Source organism: Brooklawnia propionicigenes (assembly GCF_030297015.1).
Classification (GTDB): domain Bacteria; phylum Actinomycetota; class Actinomycetes; order Propionibacteriales; family Propionibacteriaceae; genus Brooklawnia; species Brooklawnia propionicigenes.
Map to the genome: position 1 here is coordinate 2,030,402 of NZ_AP028056.1, position 15,900 is coordinate 2,046,301.

At 66.5% G+C, this 15,900-nt stretch carries 16 protein-coding genes and 1 pseudogene; 7 read left to right on the forward strand and 10 right to left on the reverse strand.

The window, feature by feature from the left end; translation table 11 throughout:
- Positions 1 to 130: 130 nt before the first annotated feature.
- On the reverse strand, positions 131 to 1,930 hold the full coding sequence (locus QUE25_RS09200) for a DEAD/DEAH box helicase (RefSeq protein WP_286264275.1): 1,800 nt from the start codon (positions 1,928 to 1,930) through the stop codon (positions 131 to 133).
- 144 nt (positions 1,931 to 2,074) lie between these two features.
- On the opposite strand from QUE25_RS09200, the gene QUE25_RS09205 reads away from it, so the two are divergent.
- The 3 genes from QUE25_RS09205 (at position 2,075) to hemQ (ending at position 4,245) form a co-directional block, all read left to right on the forward strand.
- On the forward strand, positions 2,075 to 2,410 hold the full coding sequence (locus tag QUE25_RS09205) for an ArsR/SmtB family transcription factor (protein ID WP_286264277.1): 336 nt from the start codon (positions 2,075 to 2,077) through the stop codon (positions 2,408 to 2,410).
- Between the two features lie 9 nt (positions 2,411 to 2,419).
- Positions 2,420 to 3,397: an SRPBCC family protein gene (locus QUE25_RS09210; RefSeq protein WP_286264278.1), complete on the forward strand. Its 978-nt coding sequence runs from the start codon at positions 2,420 to 2,422 to the stop codon at positions 3,395 to 3,397.
- Between the two features lie 62 nt (positions 3,398 to 3,459).
- Positions 3,460 to 4,245 carry a hydrogen peroxide-dependent heme synthase gene (hemQ, locus tag QUE25_RS09215; protein WP_286264280.1) on the forward strand — a complete coding sequence of 262 codons (786 nt, stop codon included), beginning with the start codon at positions 3,460 to 3,462 and terminating at the stop codon, positions 4,243 to 4,245.
- Between the two features lie 9 nt (positions 4,246 to 4,254).
- Here hemQ and QUE25_RS09220 read toward each other — a convergent pair whose 3' ends face one another.
- The 4 genes from QUE25_RS09220 to QUE25_RS09235 all read right to left on the reverse strand — a co-directional run bounded on the left by QUE25_RS09220 (position 4,255) and on the right by QUE25_RS09235 (position 8,177).
- Positions 4,255 to 5,094: an HAD-IIB family hydrolase gene (locus QUE25_RS09220; RefSeq protein ID WP_286264282.1), complete on the reverse strand. Its 840-nt coding sequence runs from the start codon at positions 5,092 to 5,094 to the stop codon at positions 4,255 to 4,257.
- Positions 5,095 to 5,137: 43 nt separating this feature from the next.
- Positions 5,138 to 5,530 (reverse strand): type II toxin-antitoxin system VapC family toxin, encoded by a 393-nt coding sequence (locus QUE25_RS09225; protein ID WP_286264284.1) that lies wholly within the window; start codon positions 5,528 to 5,530, stop codon positions 5,138 to 5,140.
- A gap of 3 nt (positions 5,531 to 5,533) precedes the next feature.
- Entirely contained in the window at positions 5,534 to 5,797 is a 264-nt protein-coding gene (locus QUE25_RS09230; RefSeq protein WP_286264285.1) for a type II toxin-antitoxin system Phd/YefM family antitoxin, read from the reverse strand.
- 163 nt (positions 5,798 to 5,960) lie between these two features.
- Positions 5,961 to 8,177 carry a heavy metal translocating P-type ATPase gene (locus tag QUE25_RS09235; RefSeq protein ID WP_286264286.1) on the reverse strand — a complete coding sequence of 739 codons (2,217 nt, stop codon included), beginning with the start codon at positions 8,175 to 8,177 and terminating at the stop codon, positions 5,961 to 5,963.
- Positions 8,178 to 8,214: 37 nt separating this feature from the next.
- Here QUE25_RS09235 and QUE25_RS09240 point away from each other — a divergent pair, with 37 nt between their 5' ends.
- The gene (locus QUE25_RS09240) at positions 8,215 to 9,258 is read left to right on the forward strand and encodes a nitrilase-related carbon-nitrogen hydrolase (protein ID WP_286264288.1); all 1,044 of its coding nucleotides are present in this window, start codon (positions 8,215 to 8,217) and stop codon (positions 9,256 to 9,258) included.
- Between the two features lie 293 nt (positions 9,259 to 9,551).
- Positions 9,552 to 10,475: a type IV toxin-antitoxin system AbiEi family antitoxin domain-containing protein gene (locus tag QUE25_RS09245; RefSeq protein WP_286264290.1), complete on the forward strand. Its 924-nt coding sequence runs from the start codon at positions 9,552 to 9,554 to the stop codon at positions 10,473 to 10,475.
- A gap of 163 nt (positions 10,476 to 10,638) precedes the next feature.
- Here QUE25_RS09245 and QUE25_RS09250 read toward each other — a convergent pair whose 3' ends face one another.
- The 4 genes and pseudogenes from QUE25_RS09250 to QUE25_RS09265 all read right to left on the reverse strand — a co-directional run bounded on the left by QUE25_RS09250 (position 10,639) and on the right by QUE25_RS09265 (position 13,474).
- Entirely contained in the window at positions 10,639 to 11,577 is a 939-nt protein-coding gene (locus QUE25_RS09250; protein WP_286264292.1) for an alpha/beta hydrolase fold domain-containing protein, read from the reverse strand.
- 268 nt (positions 11,578 to 11,845) lie between these two features.
- A pseudogene (locus QUE25_RS09255) lies at positions 11,846 to 12,499 on the reverse strand (SDR family oxidoreductase); the annotation flags it as partial.
- A 12-nt stretch (positions 12,500 to 12,511) separates the two neighbouring features.
- The gene (locus QUE25_RS09260) at positions 12,512 to 12,652 is read right to left on the reverse strand and encodes a hypothetical protein (protein ID WP_286264294.1); all 141 of its coding nucleotides are present in this window, start codon (positions 12,650 to 12,652) and stop codon (positions 12,512 to 12,514) included.
- A gap of 108 nt (positions 12,653 to 12,760) precedes the next feature.
- On the reverse strand, positions 12,761 to 13,474 hold the full coding sequence (locus QUE25_RS09265) for a helix-turn-helix transcriptional regulator (RefSeq protein ID WP_286264296.1): 714 nt from the start codon (positions 13,472 to 13,474) through the stop codon (positions 12,761 to 12,763).
- A 71-nt stretch (positions 13,475 to 13,545) separates the two neighbouring features.
- On the opposite strand from QUE25_RS09265, the gene QUE25_RS09270 reads away from it, so the two are divergent.
- Together QUE25_RS09270 and QUE25_RS09275 are read left to right on the forward strand one after the other, a co-directional pair.
- Positions 13,546 to 13,851, forward strand: coding sequence for a DUF2249 domain-containing protein (locus QUE25_RS09270; RefSeq protein WP_286264299.1), 306 nt, complete (start codon positions 13,546 to 13,548; stop codon positions 13,849 to 13,851).
- Positions 13,852 to 14,049: 198 nt separating this feature from the next.
- The gene (locus tag QUE25_RS09275) at positions 14,050 to 14,400 is read left to right on the forward strand and encodes a DUF488 domain-containing protein (protein ID WP_286264302.1); all 351 of its coding nucleotides are present in this window, start codon (positions 14,050 to 14,052) and stop codon (positions 14,398 to 14,400) included.
- Positions 14,401 to 14,616: 216 nt separating this feature from the next.
- Here the strand turns inward: QUE25_RS09275 and QUE25_RS09280 are convergent, their stop codons facing one another.
- Entirely contained in the window at positions 14,617 to 15,795 is a 1,179-nt protein-coding gene (locus QUE25_RS09280; RefSeq protein ID WP_286264304.1) for a pyridoxal phosphate-dependent aminotransferase, read from the reverse strand.
- Positions 15,796 to 15,900: the final 105 nt, after the last annotated feature.

Genomic DNA, 15,900 nt, shown 5'->3' on the forward strand with positions numbered 1-15,900 from the left:
TCCTCGTCCGGCGGCGGATGCCTATGCCCGCGGAAGTCTTGCGTCCACCCTAGTCATCAACAGGTCGTCTCGCGCTCTGGCCAGGCGCCACAGCTGCCGGGCTGGTCTCACCGGCAGCCGACGATTGTGCCTAGTAGCGCGGCTTCCGGTAGGGACGCTTGCCCCGGGCCGGGTCGGCCTGACGCGGGCCCCGGCCACCCCGGTTGGTGCCCTTGTTGTGGTTCTGTGCGAAGCGGTCGGGCTTGATCTCGATGTACTTGCCGGCGATCTGGGTATCGCGCAGCCGGTCGAGCACCGAGCGGTCGAGATCGGCGGGCAGCTCGACGATCGAGAAGTCCGGACGAATCGTGATCGCGCCGAAGTCCTCGCGGTTCAGTCCGCCCTCGTTTGCCAGCGCACCGACGATCTGGCCGGGGCTGACCCGCTGGTGATGACCGACCTCGATGCGGTAAGGGGCGTAGTCACCGCGCGAACGATGGTCGCGCGAGCGGTCGTCGGAGCCACGTCCGCGGGAACGGTCGTCGTCGCGGTCGTCGCGCTGCTTGCGGTCACGGCCGGCCGGCCGGGCCAGCGGATCGTTGGCAGGATCGAGCAGCAGCGGCGTCTCGCCCTGAGCCACCACCGCCAGCGCCGCGGCCACATCGGCCTCCGGCACGTCGTTGTGGCGCATGTAGTGGGCGATGATGTCGCGGAAGGCCTCGATCCGCGAGGTCTCCGCCAGCGCGGCGGTGATGGCGTCATCGAAACGGGCCAGCCGGGTGCTGTTGACGTCCTCGGTGGTGGGCAGCTGCATCTGCTCGGGCTGCTGACGGGTGGCCCGCTCGATGTGCTTGAGCAGGTAGCGCTCGCGCGGGGTGATGAAGCTGATCGCGTCCCCACTGCGTCCGGCGCGGCCGGTGCGTCCGATGCGGTGCACATACGACTCGGTGTCGGTGGGGATGTCGAAGTTGATCACGTGGCTGATCCGGTCCACATCCAGGCCACGAGCCGCGACATCGGTGGCGACCAGGATATCGAGGGTGCCGTCCTTGAGCTGACCGATCGTCCGCTCGCGCATGGCCTGCGGGATATCGCCGTTGATCGCGGCCGCGGAATAGCCGCGAGCGCGCAGCTTCTCGGCCAGCGTCTCGGTCTCGTTCTTCGTCCGGACGAACACGATGACGCCGTCGAACGCCTCGACCTCGAGGATGCGGGTGAGAGCATCGACCTTCTGCGCATAGGAGACGACCAAGTAGCGTTGCTTGATATTGGTGGCGGTCGACGTCTTCGACTTGATCATGATCTCTTGCGGATCATGCAGATACTTCTGAGCCAGCCTGCGGATCTGCGCCGGGATCGTCGCTGAGAACAGCGCGGTCTGCTTGTCGTCCGGCGTCTTCGCGAGAATCGTCTCGACGTCGTCGACGAAGCCCATCTGCAGCATCTCGTCGGCCTCGTCGAGCACCATGTGCGTCAACTGCGACAGGTCGAGGGTGCCCTTCTCGAGGTGGTCCATGATGCGTCCGGGGGTGCCGACGACGATGTGGACGCCGCGGCGCAGCGCTGACAGCTGGACGCCGTAGCCCTGCCCGCCGTAGACGGGCAGCACCCGCACACCCTGCATCTTGGCCGCGTACGATTCGAAGGCCTCGCAGACCTGCAGTGCGAGTTCGCGGGTGGGGGCGAGCACCAGTGCCTGCGGGGCCTTCTGGTTCATGTCGAGGTGTTCGAGGATCGGCAGCGCGAAGGCGGCCGTCTTGCCGGTGCCGGTCTGCGCCTGGCCGACGACATCGCGTCCGGCCAACAGCGGGGGAATGGTCGCCACCTGAATGGGCGAGGGGGTCTCATAGCCGAGGTCTCGGATCGCTGCGAGCACAGGCCCGGTGATGCCGAGCTCCTCGAATGAAGGGGTCGTATCGGCGTCGGGCGTCGTGTTCTCGTCTTGGGTCACTGCCCAAATCTACCGCCCCGGGCATGATAGCCGCGTATCGGACCGATGAGAGCGCCTGAATTCGGTTGCGGCCGAGCCAGCCACCGGGCCTTGAATCTGACCCCATCCGGCGTAAAGTACAACCAAATGGTTGTACATGTTGAGTTGAGCGAAACCGAGATGGACCGCCTCTTCCACGCGCTGTCGGCGTCGACGAGGCGGGATATCCTGCGCCGCACGATGACCAAGGAGATCACCGTGTCCGAGCTGGCGCGTGAGTACGACATGTCGTTCTCCGCGGTGCAGAAGCACATTTCCGTGCTTGAAGAGGCTCAACTCATCGTCAAGCGGGCGGCCGGGCGCGAACGCCTCGTCCGGGCCGACCCACAACGGATCGCCCAAGCCCGGGTGCTCCTAGCACAGTACGAAGACCTCTGGAGAGCACGCGTTGACCGGCTCGATGCGCTGCTCGCAGAATCGGTCGAACCGACAACTCCGTAAGGAGCCGACATGCCAGTCACCGACGTCATCACCAGTCCAGAAGATCTCACCATCCGTGTCATCGCAGACTTCGCCCATCCGGTCGATCGGGTGTGGGCCGCCTACTCCGACCCGCGCCAGCTGGAGCGTTTCTGGGGGCCGCCGAGTTGGCCCGCGACGTTTACCGAATGGGACCACACGGTGGGTGATCATGCGCAGTACCACATGACCAGCCCGCAGGGCGAGAAGGCGTACGGCAGCTGGGAGTTCTTGGAGATCGACCCGAAGAACCGTTTCGTGGTGCTCGATTCCTTCGCGGACGAGCACGGCAATACAGTCGAGGATCTCCCCGCGATGCGGGCAGAGTTCGTCTTCGAACCGACCGAGCAGGGCAGCCGGCTCACCACGGTGTCGTCGTTCACCTCACTCGAGGCACTCGAACAGGTGCTGTCGATGGGTGTGGTCGAAGGTCTCACCCTCGCCATGGGCCAGATCGACGCGGTGCTGGAAGGCCTGCGCGCCTACGCCCAGGGCAAGGGCACCCGCACCGAACTGCTGAGCGACACCCATGTGCGCATCACCAGGCTGATCGACGGATCGCGCGAGCTCGTCTGGCGCGCCCACAACGATCCCGAACTCATCAGGAAGTGGATGCTCGGACCCGATGGCTGGGAGATGACCACCTGCGAGGTCGCCACTGCCGTCGGCGAGACTTTCCATTACGCATGGGCGCCGGTCGGCGACGTCGAGGGCCAGCCCTTCGGCTTCGAGGGCGAATTGCTGTTCGTGGACGAGCCGTCCCGCGCGGTGACCACCGAGCGAATGGCCGGCACGCCCGGTCCGCAGACGATCAACGACCTCAACCTGTTCGAAGAGGACGGCGCGACGCTGATCACCACGGTCATCGAATACCCCAGCCTCGAGGTCAGGGACATGATCCTCGGCACCGGAATGGCCGAGGGCATGGAGATGTCCTACGCGAGGTTGGAGGAGCTCCTGTCCGCCTGAGCACCGTGGCCCCGGGGTGCGCCCGCCGTCCGCTCGCCGCAGAGCAGAACGCTCCCGTTCCAATGGAAGCAACTGCTTTGTGGCGGGCGCTCGGGGGATGGGCGGCCACTAGTCTGGGTGCCACCTCGATTCGGAAGGGCACCATGACCGAACTCAATCCCGCCGGCATCAGCGCCGAGCAGCTGAACCAGACGATCGCCTACACGCAGTACGCCGTCTACACCCGTCATGGCGGCGCCGGAGCCGACGCGGCCGATCCCCAGACCCAGCTGGATCGCTGGGTCGAGAAGTGGACGAGCAGAGGTGTCACCGTCCGTGGGCTGTACGACGCGAGCGGTTTCAAGGCGGACTCGGACGTCATCGTGTGGACCCACTGCCCGGACATGGCCACCCTGCAGGCGGCCCATGTCGCCTTCCGTCGCTTGCCTGCGGCTGGTGCGCTGACCCTGGCGTGGAGCGCCGTGGGCGTCCACCGGGAGGCTGAGTTCGCCAAGAGCCACGGCCCGGCGTTCATGTACGGCAAGCAGCCGCGCACCTGGCTCACGGTCTACCCGTTCGTCCGCTCGTACGAGTGGTACCTGCTGCCGGACGAGCAGCGCCGCGAGATGCTGCTTGAGCACGGCAAGAAGGGCCGCCAGTATCCGCAGGTCAACGCCAACACCGTCGCGGCCTTCGCGCTCGGCGACTATGAATGGCTGCTCGCCTTCGAGGCCGATGAGCTCACCGATCTGGTCGACATGATGCGCGACCTGCGCTACACCGAGGCCCGCCGACACGTCCGCGAGGAACTGCCCTTCTACACCGGACGCCGGATCACCACGGCGCAGCTTGCGGTGCTGTTGGCCTGAGGCCTCAGGTCAGTGAACGACTGGCGCGGAGCTCAGCCCGAGCCGGTCGAATGCGTCCACCAAGCCGTGCTCGGCCGGACCGGGAATGATGAACTGGGCGTGGTCGAGCAGTGCCTTCGGCGCACCCTCGACGACGACACCGATGCCCGCGTACGCGACCATCTCGACATCGTTGTAGCCGTCGCCGATGGCGACGATCTCAGATCGCGGGGTCCCCAGGTACTCGGCGACCCGAGCCATGCCGGCCGATTTGTCGATGCCGCGCAGGTAGATCTCTCCGGCGCCGCCGCTCATGCCCTGCACCGAGATCTGGATCGCGGAGACGGCCGGTCCGATCAATTCGGCCAGCTCGCCGACGGTCGGACCCGAGGACTCCACCACGACCGCCTTCCCGAATGAGCAGCCGCTGAGATCGTCGGCGGTGTGCACCGCCGACATCAGCTCATAGGACTCATCGTCCGGATCTGTCGACCAGACCTTTCCGCTGAATGCCTCGCGCACGCGATCGGCGGCGTCCGGCAGGCAGTAGACCGCTTCCGGAGCCTCCAGAATGAAGGTGGTGTGGTGCTCGGTGAGCAGCGCGACGGTCCGGGAGGCGACATCCGCCGGAAACCGGGTGTCGATCAATACGTGACCGTTGATCTCGACATAGCCGCCCGCCGCGCAGACCAGGCCGTCGAAAAGCGAATCCCGCAGAAGCTTCGGCACCAGCGACTTGGGGCGTCCGGTGCACAAGAGCACATGGTGACCGTTAGCTCGGATCTCTTGGATGGCCTCGATGTGGGCGGCGGGCACCTGCCCATGATCGGCCAGGGTTCCGTCGAAGTCGATAAAGACAGTTTTAGTCATCGCCTTTGACGCTACCAGGTGGCCCGCCGCCGCAGCTGAAGTCTCAGCGCGGCGCGACGACCGTGATGCCGTGACTGCGCGCGGCGCCGGCCATCCGCTCGTCGTAGCTGACGATCCCGTCGAGGTCGTCGCCGAGTTCGAGCGCGGACGCCAGGTGCACCGCGTCCAGAGTCCGCAGGATAGTGGGATCGACCAGCCCGGCAGACTCGAAGACCGGGGTGACCACCTTCGTCAGGGTGATCGAGTCGAGCACCGCCCTGGCCTGCTCGAGCCGATCGGGCAGCACCCGGCGGACGACTCGCAGCAACTCGGTGCGGGCCAGATCCGAGGACACCAGGCTCGGATGCTCAGCTGCGATCCAGGAGCGCAGAGCCGCAGTCTCGGGCTTGGCGACGACAAGCTTCACCAGAGCCGAGGTGTCGATGTAGTAAGCCACCGGTCAGTACCTCTCCGCATTGCGCATGCCGGCCAGTTCGGACGCCAGGTCCGGTCCCGGGGCCGGGTCCGGCAGATCGCTGATGTCCGACCTAGGTGGCCGAGCCTGTCCGCTGTCGAGCATGCCCTGTAGTGGGGACGACGGAATCGGTGTGATCAGGGCGACCGGTCGTCCGCGGTCGGTGATGGTGATGGTCTGGCCGGCTGCCGCGTCAGCGACGACAGCGGAGGCGTTCTGCTTCAGTGCACGAATCCCAACCTCGCTCATGTGCGTCATTGTAGCTCATTGGGCTGGTTCGGGTGGGCGCGGCGATGCCCGCCAACATCACCGCCTTGGCGTTGGATGATGCCGGTGCCCAGGTGGCCGACCAGACCGGTATCTCGGGTACGTGAGTGGCGGGTGCTGCGCGCTGGCGTTTTGCGGCGTCCGGTCAGTTGCGCGCGCTGGTGGCCGCCCGGGTGCTCGTCCCCAGATAGCGCGCAGTGCTGCTCGCCGGACGCAGATCGATGCGGCGCAGCAGCTGCGCGTTCAGGGCGACCACAACGGTGGATGCCGACATCAGGATGGCTCCGACGCTCATCGGCAGCACGAATCCGATCGGCGCCAGCACGCCGGCGGCCAGCGGCACGGCGATGAGGTTGTAGCCGGCCGCCCACCACAGGTTCTGCTGCATCTTGCGGTAGCTGGCACGCGACAGCTCGATCACCGACAGCACCGACCGCGGATCCGAGCTGGCCAGCACGACCCCGGCCGTGCCGATCGCGACATCGGTGCCGGCGCCGATCGCGATGCCGACATCGGCCTGAGCCAGCGCGGGTGCGTCGTTGACGCCGTCTCCGACCATCGCGACCCTGTATCCGACGGCCTGCAGTCCCGAGATCTTGGAGGCCTTCTCCTCCGGGCGGACGCCCGCGAAGACCTGATCGATGCCCAGTTCGTCGGCGACGGTCTCGGCCACCGACTGGGCGTCACCGGTGATCATCACCACCTGCACACCGGCGGCATGCAGCGCGTCGACGGCGTCGCGCGATTCGGGCCGGATCTCGTCGGCCAGCCGCAGCGCACCGATCACCTGGCCGTCGACGACGACGTGCACCACGGTGGAGCCCGCGGCGTCCCAATCGGCGGTGCCGGTCAGCGGATCGAGGCCGTGCTGCTCAAGCAGGTGCGGTCCGCCGACCTCGACGGTGCGGCCGTCAACGGTCGCCTTCACCCCGACCGCAGGCGAGGACGAGAAGTCGCTTGCCGCAGGCAGATCGGGCTGGTGGTCGTGGGCGGCTGCGACGATCGCCTTCGCGAGCGGATGCTCGCTGGCCGATTCGGCCGCGGCAGCCAGGGTCAGGACGTCGTCCTTGGTCTGGCCTGCGGCGATCTCGACGGCGGTAAGGGCTGGTTCGCCCTTGGTCAGCGTCCCCGTCTTGTCGAAGACGACGACGTCGATGTTGCGCATCGACTCCAGCGCCAGCCGGTCGGTGATCAGGACGCCGCCGCGGGCGGCGCGTTCGGTGGCGATCGAGACGACCAGCGGAATCGCCAGGCCCAGGGCGTGCGGGCAGGCGATGACCAGCACGGTGATCGCGCGGATCACCGCCTGATCGGGAGCGTCCAGCAGCAGCCAGACCGTCGCGGTGATCGCGGCGGCGCCGAGTGCGTACCAGAACAGCAGTGCGGCGGCCCGGTCGGCGATCCGCTGCGCCCTGGACGAGGACGACTGCGCGTCGGCGACCAGCTTCTGGATGCCGGCCAGCGCGGTGTCGTTGCCGGTGGCGGTGACCCGGATGCGCAGGCCCGAATCGGTGGCGATGGTGCCGGCCACGACATGGTCGCCGACGCCGCGGGCGACAGCGCGCGATTCGCCGGTGATCATGGACTCGTCCATGCTGGCCGAGCCGTCGACGATAGTGCCGTCGGCCGGGACCGATCCTCCTGGGCGGACGATGACGATGTCGTCCACCTGGAGATCACTAGGGGAGACGGAGACGGGTTTGTCGTCCACGAGCTTCTCGGCCTGATCGGGCAGCAGGGCTGCCAACGAGTCGAGAGCTGAGGAGGTCTGGGCCAGTGAGCGCATCTCGATCCAGTGGCCGAGCAACATGATGACCACCAGCAGGGCAAGCTCCCACCAGAAGCTGAGTTCGGCGTCGAGCAGGGTGAGGGTGGCGCCCCAGGAGGCGAGGAATGCGACGCTGATTGCCAGGCCGATCAGCAGCATCATGCCGGGCTTGCGGGAGCGGATTTCTGAGACGGCGCCGCTCAGGAACGGACGGCCGCCCCACACGTAGATGATGGTGCCGAGGATGGGGGAGATCCAGGCGACCCAGCCGGCGGCGGGCAGGTGGTAGCCGAGCAGATGCGCGAACATCTCGTCGAAGGCGACCGTGGGGATTGCCAGGGCCAGCATGATCCAGAACAGTCTGCGGAACTGCGCGACGTGGTGGGCATGGCCGCCGTGCATGTCATGGCCGCTCATCCCTGGCATGCCGGCCATGTCGTGGTCATGCATGTCGTGATCGGCCATGTCGTGGCCGTGCATCTCGTGGTTGTGATCGCTGTGGGGCTGGTGGTCGTGCGCGCCCGTCATGCCGGCCATCTGCATCCCGGCCATGTCGTGGTTGTGCGTCTCTTGCCGCGATTCGTGACTCGCCATGCTGCCACGCTATGTCGTGATGGCCGACAATAAAGAGGTGACTGAACTGCTCGAGGCTCGAAGTTCCGCTGTGGTCGAGACAAACCCGCCGCGTGGTGGTGGCGAATCTGCTCCGCGCGGCGACGATGCTCGAAGTTCGGCGGCGGAATCTGGCGAGCGCCTGCGGATCGCGCTGGCACAGCTGAGTGCGGGTCTCGATCCGGCCGAGAACTTGACCGCCATTGCTGAACAGATCGCTGCAGCTGGCGAGGCCGGGGCCGCACTGGTCGTCTTCCCGGAGGCCGCGATGGCCTGCTTCGCCGCCACGCTGGCGGAGGTGGCTCAGCCCTTGGATGGTCCGTTCGCCTCGGGGGTGCGGGCCGCCGCGGCGGCCGCCGGCGTCATCGCGGTTGTGGGCATGTTCACCCCGGCGTCAGGTTCTGAGACAGCCGACGTATCACTGGATCGCTCTGCCGAGATGGTCGCCCCGGCCTCGGGGACTGGTGTCCTCGGCGCGCCGGAGGATGAGCTTGGCGAGGCCGTCGCCCCGGCCCCAGATTCCCGCGTGCACAACACCTTGCTGATCACCGGACCGGGCATCGAAACCCACTATGACAAGGTGCATCTCTACGATGCGTACGGCTCGCAGGAGTCCGCCACCGTCGCCCCGGGGAAGTCACTGGTGACCATTGATGTCCTCGGCACGCGCATCGGATTCGCCACCTGCTACGACCTACGGTTCCCTGATCAGTTCACCGAACTGGGGCGCCGCGGCGCGCAGCTCGTGGTTGTGCCTGCCTCGTGGGCGGACGGCCCGGGCAAGTTCGAGCAGTGGGATGTGCTCACCCGCGCCCGCGCGATGGACTCCCAGGCATTCCTGGCCGCCTGCGATCAGGCCTGGACACCGCCCCAGGGGGCGATCGCTCTGGGCATCGGACACAGTCGGGTGGCCAATCCCTATGGCAAGCTCGTCGGAGCACTCGATGGCGACGCCGGAATGCTGATCGTCGACATCGACCTCACTACGGTAGACGAAGCCCGCCGACAGCTCCCGATTCTCTCCAGCGGCTCCCTGACCAGCGCCCATGGTGACTCCGACTGACGGGCTGATGTACGCCCCGCCCGCCAGTCGGCTCCCACGGCCAGCGTGGGTCTGGTTATCCGCGACGTGTGCGGACAACCCGACCCAAGTTTGGGGCCCAGCCAGCTGGCGGGGCTGAAACAGCCTCGAACGCCGGGATCAGGGGCCAGCCATAGCGACGGCAGACCGAGCAACGCACCCGAGAACGCCAATGAAGCCTCCGAAGTCCTCCGCAATCTTCTTAACGTCGTCGAGTTATCCACAGAAACAGCAAGGGGGATTGCGAATCCTGCTGCATCGGCGAGACTCGTCGCATGGCAACCCACCCGGCAATCCCCGACCGGCTGATGGAGCTGGCGCGCGCCCAGGCCGGTGTACTCCTCTGGGATCAGATCAGGCACTGTGGCCTGTCCGAGAGGACCGTCCACCGGCTCGTCCACGATGGATTCTGGACCCGCCTCGCTCGCGGGGTCTACCTGACGCACTGCCTCGCGCCCGACTGGTTGTCGCTGGCATGGGCCGGATACTTCGTCGCCGGTGACGAAGCCGCAATCGGAGGGCAGGCGGCGCTGAAGCTGGCCCACATCATCGACGACGCCGACCTGCCCATACCTATCGTCCTTCCGCACACGAGCCCGCATCGGGTAAGCACGAGTTGGTGGTCGTTCACTCGCACGCGAGTGCCGTTCCGCACGATGGGCGACCTCCCGCGGTTGAGAACCGAAAGAGCGATCATCGACCTGTGTGCCGCTGATCCTGATCGATCCGCCCACTGGGTGACCCTGGCCGCGGGAAGCCGCAAGGCCAGCGTGCAACGGATGCGCGAAGAACTGGATGCGATGCCTCAGTGCGCCGCGCGCAGGCAACTGACCGAGCTGCTGGCCGATGCCGGCACGGGCATTCACAGCCCGCTCGAACTGGTCTACCTGCGCGACGTCGAGCGGGCCCACGGCATGGCCCCGGGCCGCAGGCAGGTGCGCAGTGGCAGCTACATCCGCGACGTCTACTACGACGAAGGCCTGATCGTCGAGCTCGACGGAAGGACCGGCCACGAGGGAGTCGGCGCGTTCCGTGATATGGATCGGGACAACTACCACACCATGCAGGGGAGACCGACGTTGCGTTACGGGTGGGAACAGTGCCACGGCACGCCTTGCCGGACGTTCCGCGAAGTGGCCGAGATGCGTCACTCATTGGGCTGGACCGGGGACATCAAGAGGTGCAGACGCTGCCGTTGAGCCGCCTCGACGCGGCATGGGCGCATCGGAACCTCCCGGTCTCGCCGGTCCGCCGCTACTCAGGTGCGGCGCGGCGGCGATGCCCAGCTCCCGGCCGCACGCAACCTGCCGGATGTGGTGGCGACTGGTCAGTAGGGATGGCGGAGCCATCCGCGCGTGCCCGTCAGTCGGCGATACCGTCCGCCTGCCCAGCCGCCGCATGCCGGATGTGTCGCGCGATCAGCGTGTAGACCTCCCGGCATCGAGCGTCGTCGTCCAGGTCGTAGCCGTGGTCGGCTCCGGCGATCGTCCGGAATTCCACCAGGGCGCCCGCCCCCGCGAGCCGGTCGGCGTACCTACCGGCCTCGGCGGCGAGGATGTCGAACTCGGCGGCGATCACGACCGCGGGCGCGATCCCGTCCAGATCCGCGATATCGCCCGCGGCGGCCGGCGACACCAGCCGGTCGGCTCGCTGAGCGGGATCAGGAACGTAGCTGGAGTCGAAGACCTCGCCCATCCACGGCCGCAGCTTCGGCCTGCGGATCACCGACCGCTTCGACCGCGCCGGCACGGTGAGATCCAGCACCGGATAGTGCAGCACCTGCAGCGACAAGGCGGGGCCGCCACGTTCCAGCGCCATTCGCGCCACCGCCGCTGCCAACGCTCCACCTGCGCTTTGGCCACCGATGGTGAGCCTGCTGCCGTCCCACCCGTGCTCCGCGCCATGCGCGGCGAGCCAGCTCGCGATCTCGTAGGCATGGTCCGGCGGATCCGGGAACCGATGCTGCGGAGCGAGCACATACTCGGCGTTGACCACCACCGATCCCGATGTGGCCGCGAGCAGGCGGCAGGCGGGATCGTCCATCGAAGTCAGATCGAGCACATACCCGCCGCCGTGCAGGTTGAGATGCACCGCGGGTAGGGGGCCGTTCGTCTCGGGCCGATACACCGTGGCGGTCGTGAGACCGAACGATGTCGGGATCTGCAAGCTCTCCGTCCGCCCCGAATACTCCGGCAGGCGCATACGTGCACGCTCGGACGACCGGGCCGAGCCGAGCCGGACGCCCAGTTGCATGAGGCGGGCGACCCCGGCGGCCACCGGGCGAGCGGAGAAGATCGACATGAAGCCGACTCTAGCGAGCGCGCCCATTCGAGGCTGTGCGGTCACGGGCGTGCGGCCCACAGCTAGCTCAGCCAGAGGCAAGCGGCTCGGCCGTGTTACGAAAGTCGTTCGAACCATTCGTGGACGATTGCGATGTGGACGGTGGCGCACGCAACAACCGAGTTCGTCCACCACCGACCAAACGCTCGCCGTAAGGAAGTTTGACAGAAGCGAACTGCCTTACGGCGAGCGAAGTCGGTTCGGCTCGTGAAATCCCAGAGGCGAAACCTCAGAAGGCCTTCCATCCGCCATCGGAGCTGACCACCGCGCCGTTCACGTTGCCCGCATCGGGCGACAGCAGCCAGGTGATCGTCGCGGCCAGCGCCTCTGGTGTGGCCACGCCGGGACTGGTGACGAACATCGCGGCTCCTATGCGTTCCTGAGCCCGCCGCGACAACATCTGCCCACCGATATTGGTGATCACACCGCCCGGCGCGACCGCATTGCAGCGGATGCCGTCCGGCCCGTACATGATCGCCGTGTTCTTCGTCATCCCGATGACCGCGTGCTTCGAGGCCGTATACGCCACGCCCGCGGCGCCACCACCGAGCCCGGCGGCCGACGTCAGGTTGACGATCGCGCCCTGCCGATTCTCCAGCATGTAGGGAATCGCCGCCCGCGACATCCGCATGGTGCCCCAGACGTTCACCGCGAAGACGCGCTCCCAGACTTCGTCCGTAACCTCACTGATGGTCTGGAAATTGTCCATGATGCCGGCGTTGTTGACCAAACCATAGAGGCCGTTGTCGGAGCCGATGATCTCGACAATCTGGTCGACGTCCTCCTGAACGGAGATATCGCCGACCACGGGCACCAGGTCCAGCTGCGGATTATCGGCGACCAAGACCGCCAGGCGATCTGAGGAGATGTCCGAGGCGATGACCCGCCCGCCTTCTCATGCGATTCGCAGCGTGGTGGCTCGTCCGATGCCGGAGGCCGCGCCGGTCACGATGACCGTCTTATCGCTGAAGCGCCCCGCAATGATCTGTTCCGTGAAGGGAATGATCTTCATCTGCGGTGTTGATTGTTCGCTCATATTTTGCTCCTTGAAAAAGCTTGAGGCCTGAGCGAGGCCGTCTGGTCAAGCTTCCCGCTTTCTCCATCGAGCAGCGGTGCTATGGCTTGAACGCTAGCACCGTAACCGCTAGTCGGCAGCAGAATGGCCGGTCCCGTTCGGGGCCTGCTCGGTGACCTCCAGACTGCAGGCACCGGGGTCGCTGAATGGATGCAATTGTGCTTGTCCGGTGAACTCCCACGCCTCCAGAGCCCCATCGACCAGCCACTGATGGACGCCGCAGATGCCCTTCTGGTTCGCGTGTGCCTGGTCGACGAATGGGCAGGTGCGCAGCCTGATCGTCCGGCCGTCGAGGTCGACGGCGGGATTGAAATTGGCTGTCGACATCAGTGCGGTCAGCCGCGCCGCGGTGTTCTCGCCCGCCTTCGCATCATTGGCTATCGGCACCGAGCGCGCCCACAGCTGTCCGACCGCGCGGACGGTCGCCTGGTCTCCCTGGGTCGCCAGGTACTCGGTGAATGCCCTGGTCAGGCTCTGATTGTCGGCGTCGGCCTCGTCCTCCAGAAGGGTGCGCCCGGAGGCGCTGATCCAGTAGCGCAGGGCCGGACGACCGCGTCCGATCGGCTGATCGGCCCCGCTGGACGCCAAACCGTCGGCGACCAGACCGTCGAGGTGGGCTCGCGCTCGGTTGGGGTGGCCGCCGAGCCGCTCCGCGGCCTGCGCGACAACGATGCCCTCGCGGCCCCTTTCGTTGAGCAGTGCCAGCACCTTCATGCGCACGGGACTGATGTGCCGGCCACTCGGGGCCGGCAGTGAGGGACCAAGTTCCTGCTTGCCAACCATGAACCAACACTACTAGATTAAATACACAACGAACCTGTAAATAATTTGCCTGCCGATTGAACAGGAGCATCATGACCCAGCAGATCTCGCTGACCGAGACCACCAGCCAGCATCAGTGCAGTTGCGGCTGCTCATCTGCCTCTGACTACGAGCTTGACGCCCGGACGATCCCGCACGCCATCCGTCATGGCGCGGTTTTGGGGGCGCTGGCGAGCCTTGATGTGGGCTCTGCGATCCAGCTGATCGCCCCGCATGACCCCAAGCACCTGCTCTCCCAGATTTCTGACCTGTTTGGTGAGGCTGTGGAGACCAGCTACGTCGATCGTGGTGGCGATGGCGTCGGGGTGCGCCTGTTGAAGGTTCGCGCCTCCGAATAGTGGGCCGGTTTTCCGTACCCGGGCACACACGCTCGGCCTTGCCGAACAGGCACGGATATTTTCCCTACTCGGCGCGGACACGCCCAGCCGTGCCTGACCGGCACACTAGACCGGCCCCGGAGCTTTCCGTGCCCCGGGCGCGCACGCTGGGCCAGCTGACCGATGATTGACTGAGGGTCGAGCACGAAGGGGTTCGCGATGACCGTTTACCTGCTGAAGCGCATCTATGAAGACGTCGAGGACGACGACGGCTACCGGGTGCTGGTCGACCGGTTGTGGCCGCGCGGCGTCTCGAAGGAGCGCGCGGAGCTGGACGAATGGTGCACCGATGTCGCCCCGAGCACCGAACTGCGCACCTGGTTCGGGCATCGTCCGGAGCGGTTCGACGAGTTCGCCGCCCGCTACCGGGTCGAGCTGGAGACCTCGGGGGCGGCGGCCAAGTTCGCCAAGCGGATGTCCGGCAAAACCACGGTGACGCTGCTCATCGCAGCGAAAGACCCGGTGAACAACCACGGGCTGGTGCTCCAGGAGATGCTGAAGCACCTGTAGCACCTTCCTGCCGGCGGCGTACGCCTGCCGGATGCAGTAGAAAGGCCCCCGCAGACCCCTTCCGCGCGGCTCGTCGCCCGCACCGCCTGCCGAATGCAGCAAAAAGGCCCCCGCAGGCCCCCTTTTTGCGCGGCTCATCGCCCGCACCGCCTGACTTGGGTCGGGTTGTCCGCAGACGCCGCGGACAACCCGACCCACATGTGCGAGGTCGCCGGCTCAGACCCAGGCGACCAGCCGATCGAAGGCTTCCTCGATCTCCTCAGAGGCCCCGGCAGTACTGATCCGGATGAATCTGCTGCCGTCGGTCGTCGATGTCCGGCCCGCAATCACGGGTGCGAAGTCGATGCCCGGCGTCAGGGTGACCGCGGTCTCGTCCAGCACCTTGAGGCACCAGGCGAGCGAGTCGTCGGTCAGATGGGAGACGTCCGGGTAGACGTAAAACGCCCCGTCGGGCACCACGAAGCCGGTCACTCCAAGGTCGGGCAGCCGGCTCAGCACCAGATCACGATTGCGGCGGTACTTGGCGACATGAGCGTCCAACTCAGGCTTGGCCTCCGCACTGAATGCCTCGATCGCGGCGATCTGCGACAGCGTCGGAGTCGACAGATTGAGGTTGCCGAGCAGCAGTTCGACCCGGCGGGCCAGCTCGTCCGGCACTATCAGCCAGCCGATCCGCCATCCGGTCATGCAGTAATACTTGCTGAATGAGCCGACCGCGACATGGTTCTGCGAACTCTGCAGCACCGAGGCGGTCGGCGCACCGAAAGATATGCCGTGGTAGATCTCGTCCGAGATCAGCAGCGTGCCGTGGTCCTCGCACCAGGCGGCGATGGCTGCCAGCTGCTCGGGGGCGATGATCGTCCCGGTGGGGTTCGAGGGCGACGCCACCACCAGCCCGGCGGGCGCCACGGGCAGCGCCTCCAGCATCTCGATGGTCGGCTGGAATCCGCTCTCGGGACCGCAGTCGATCTCGATGACATGGCAGCCATGCGCCGCGAGCACGTTGCGGTAGGCCGGGTAGCCGGGCCGGGTCATTACGACCTCATCGCCCGCATCGAAGGCCGCCAGAATGACCGCGGTGAACCCAGCGGACGATCCGGTCGTCACCTGCACGCGTTCCGGATCGACCTCGACACCGTAGTAGGCGAGGTAGTGCGAGGCGATCTGTTCGCGCAACTCGAGCAGTCCGCTCGCGTCGGTGTATCCGAGGGCAGATCCGGACGCCAGCGCCCGGGCAGCGGCCTCAAGCACCGGGGCGGGCGCGCCGTCCGAAGGTTGTCCCAGGCACAGCGAAATGACATCCGCGCCCTCGGCACTCTTGATATTGGCGAACTTCATCAACTCCATCGCGTAGAACGGCTCGACCTCACCACGTCTTGACTTGCGCACACTCATGCCTTCGATCATCACATCTCGCGGCAAGTCCGATCCCCGGTGGCCAAAGATAGGCGACCCTGACCTAATTCCGGATTTTTACCGGATGCTGTGAAAATTCTGTGC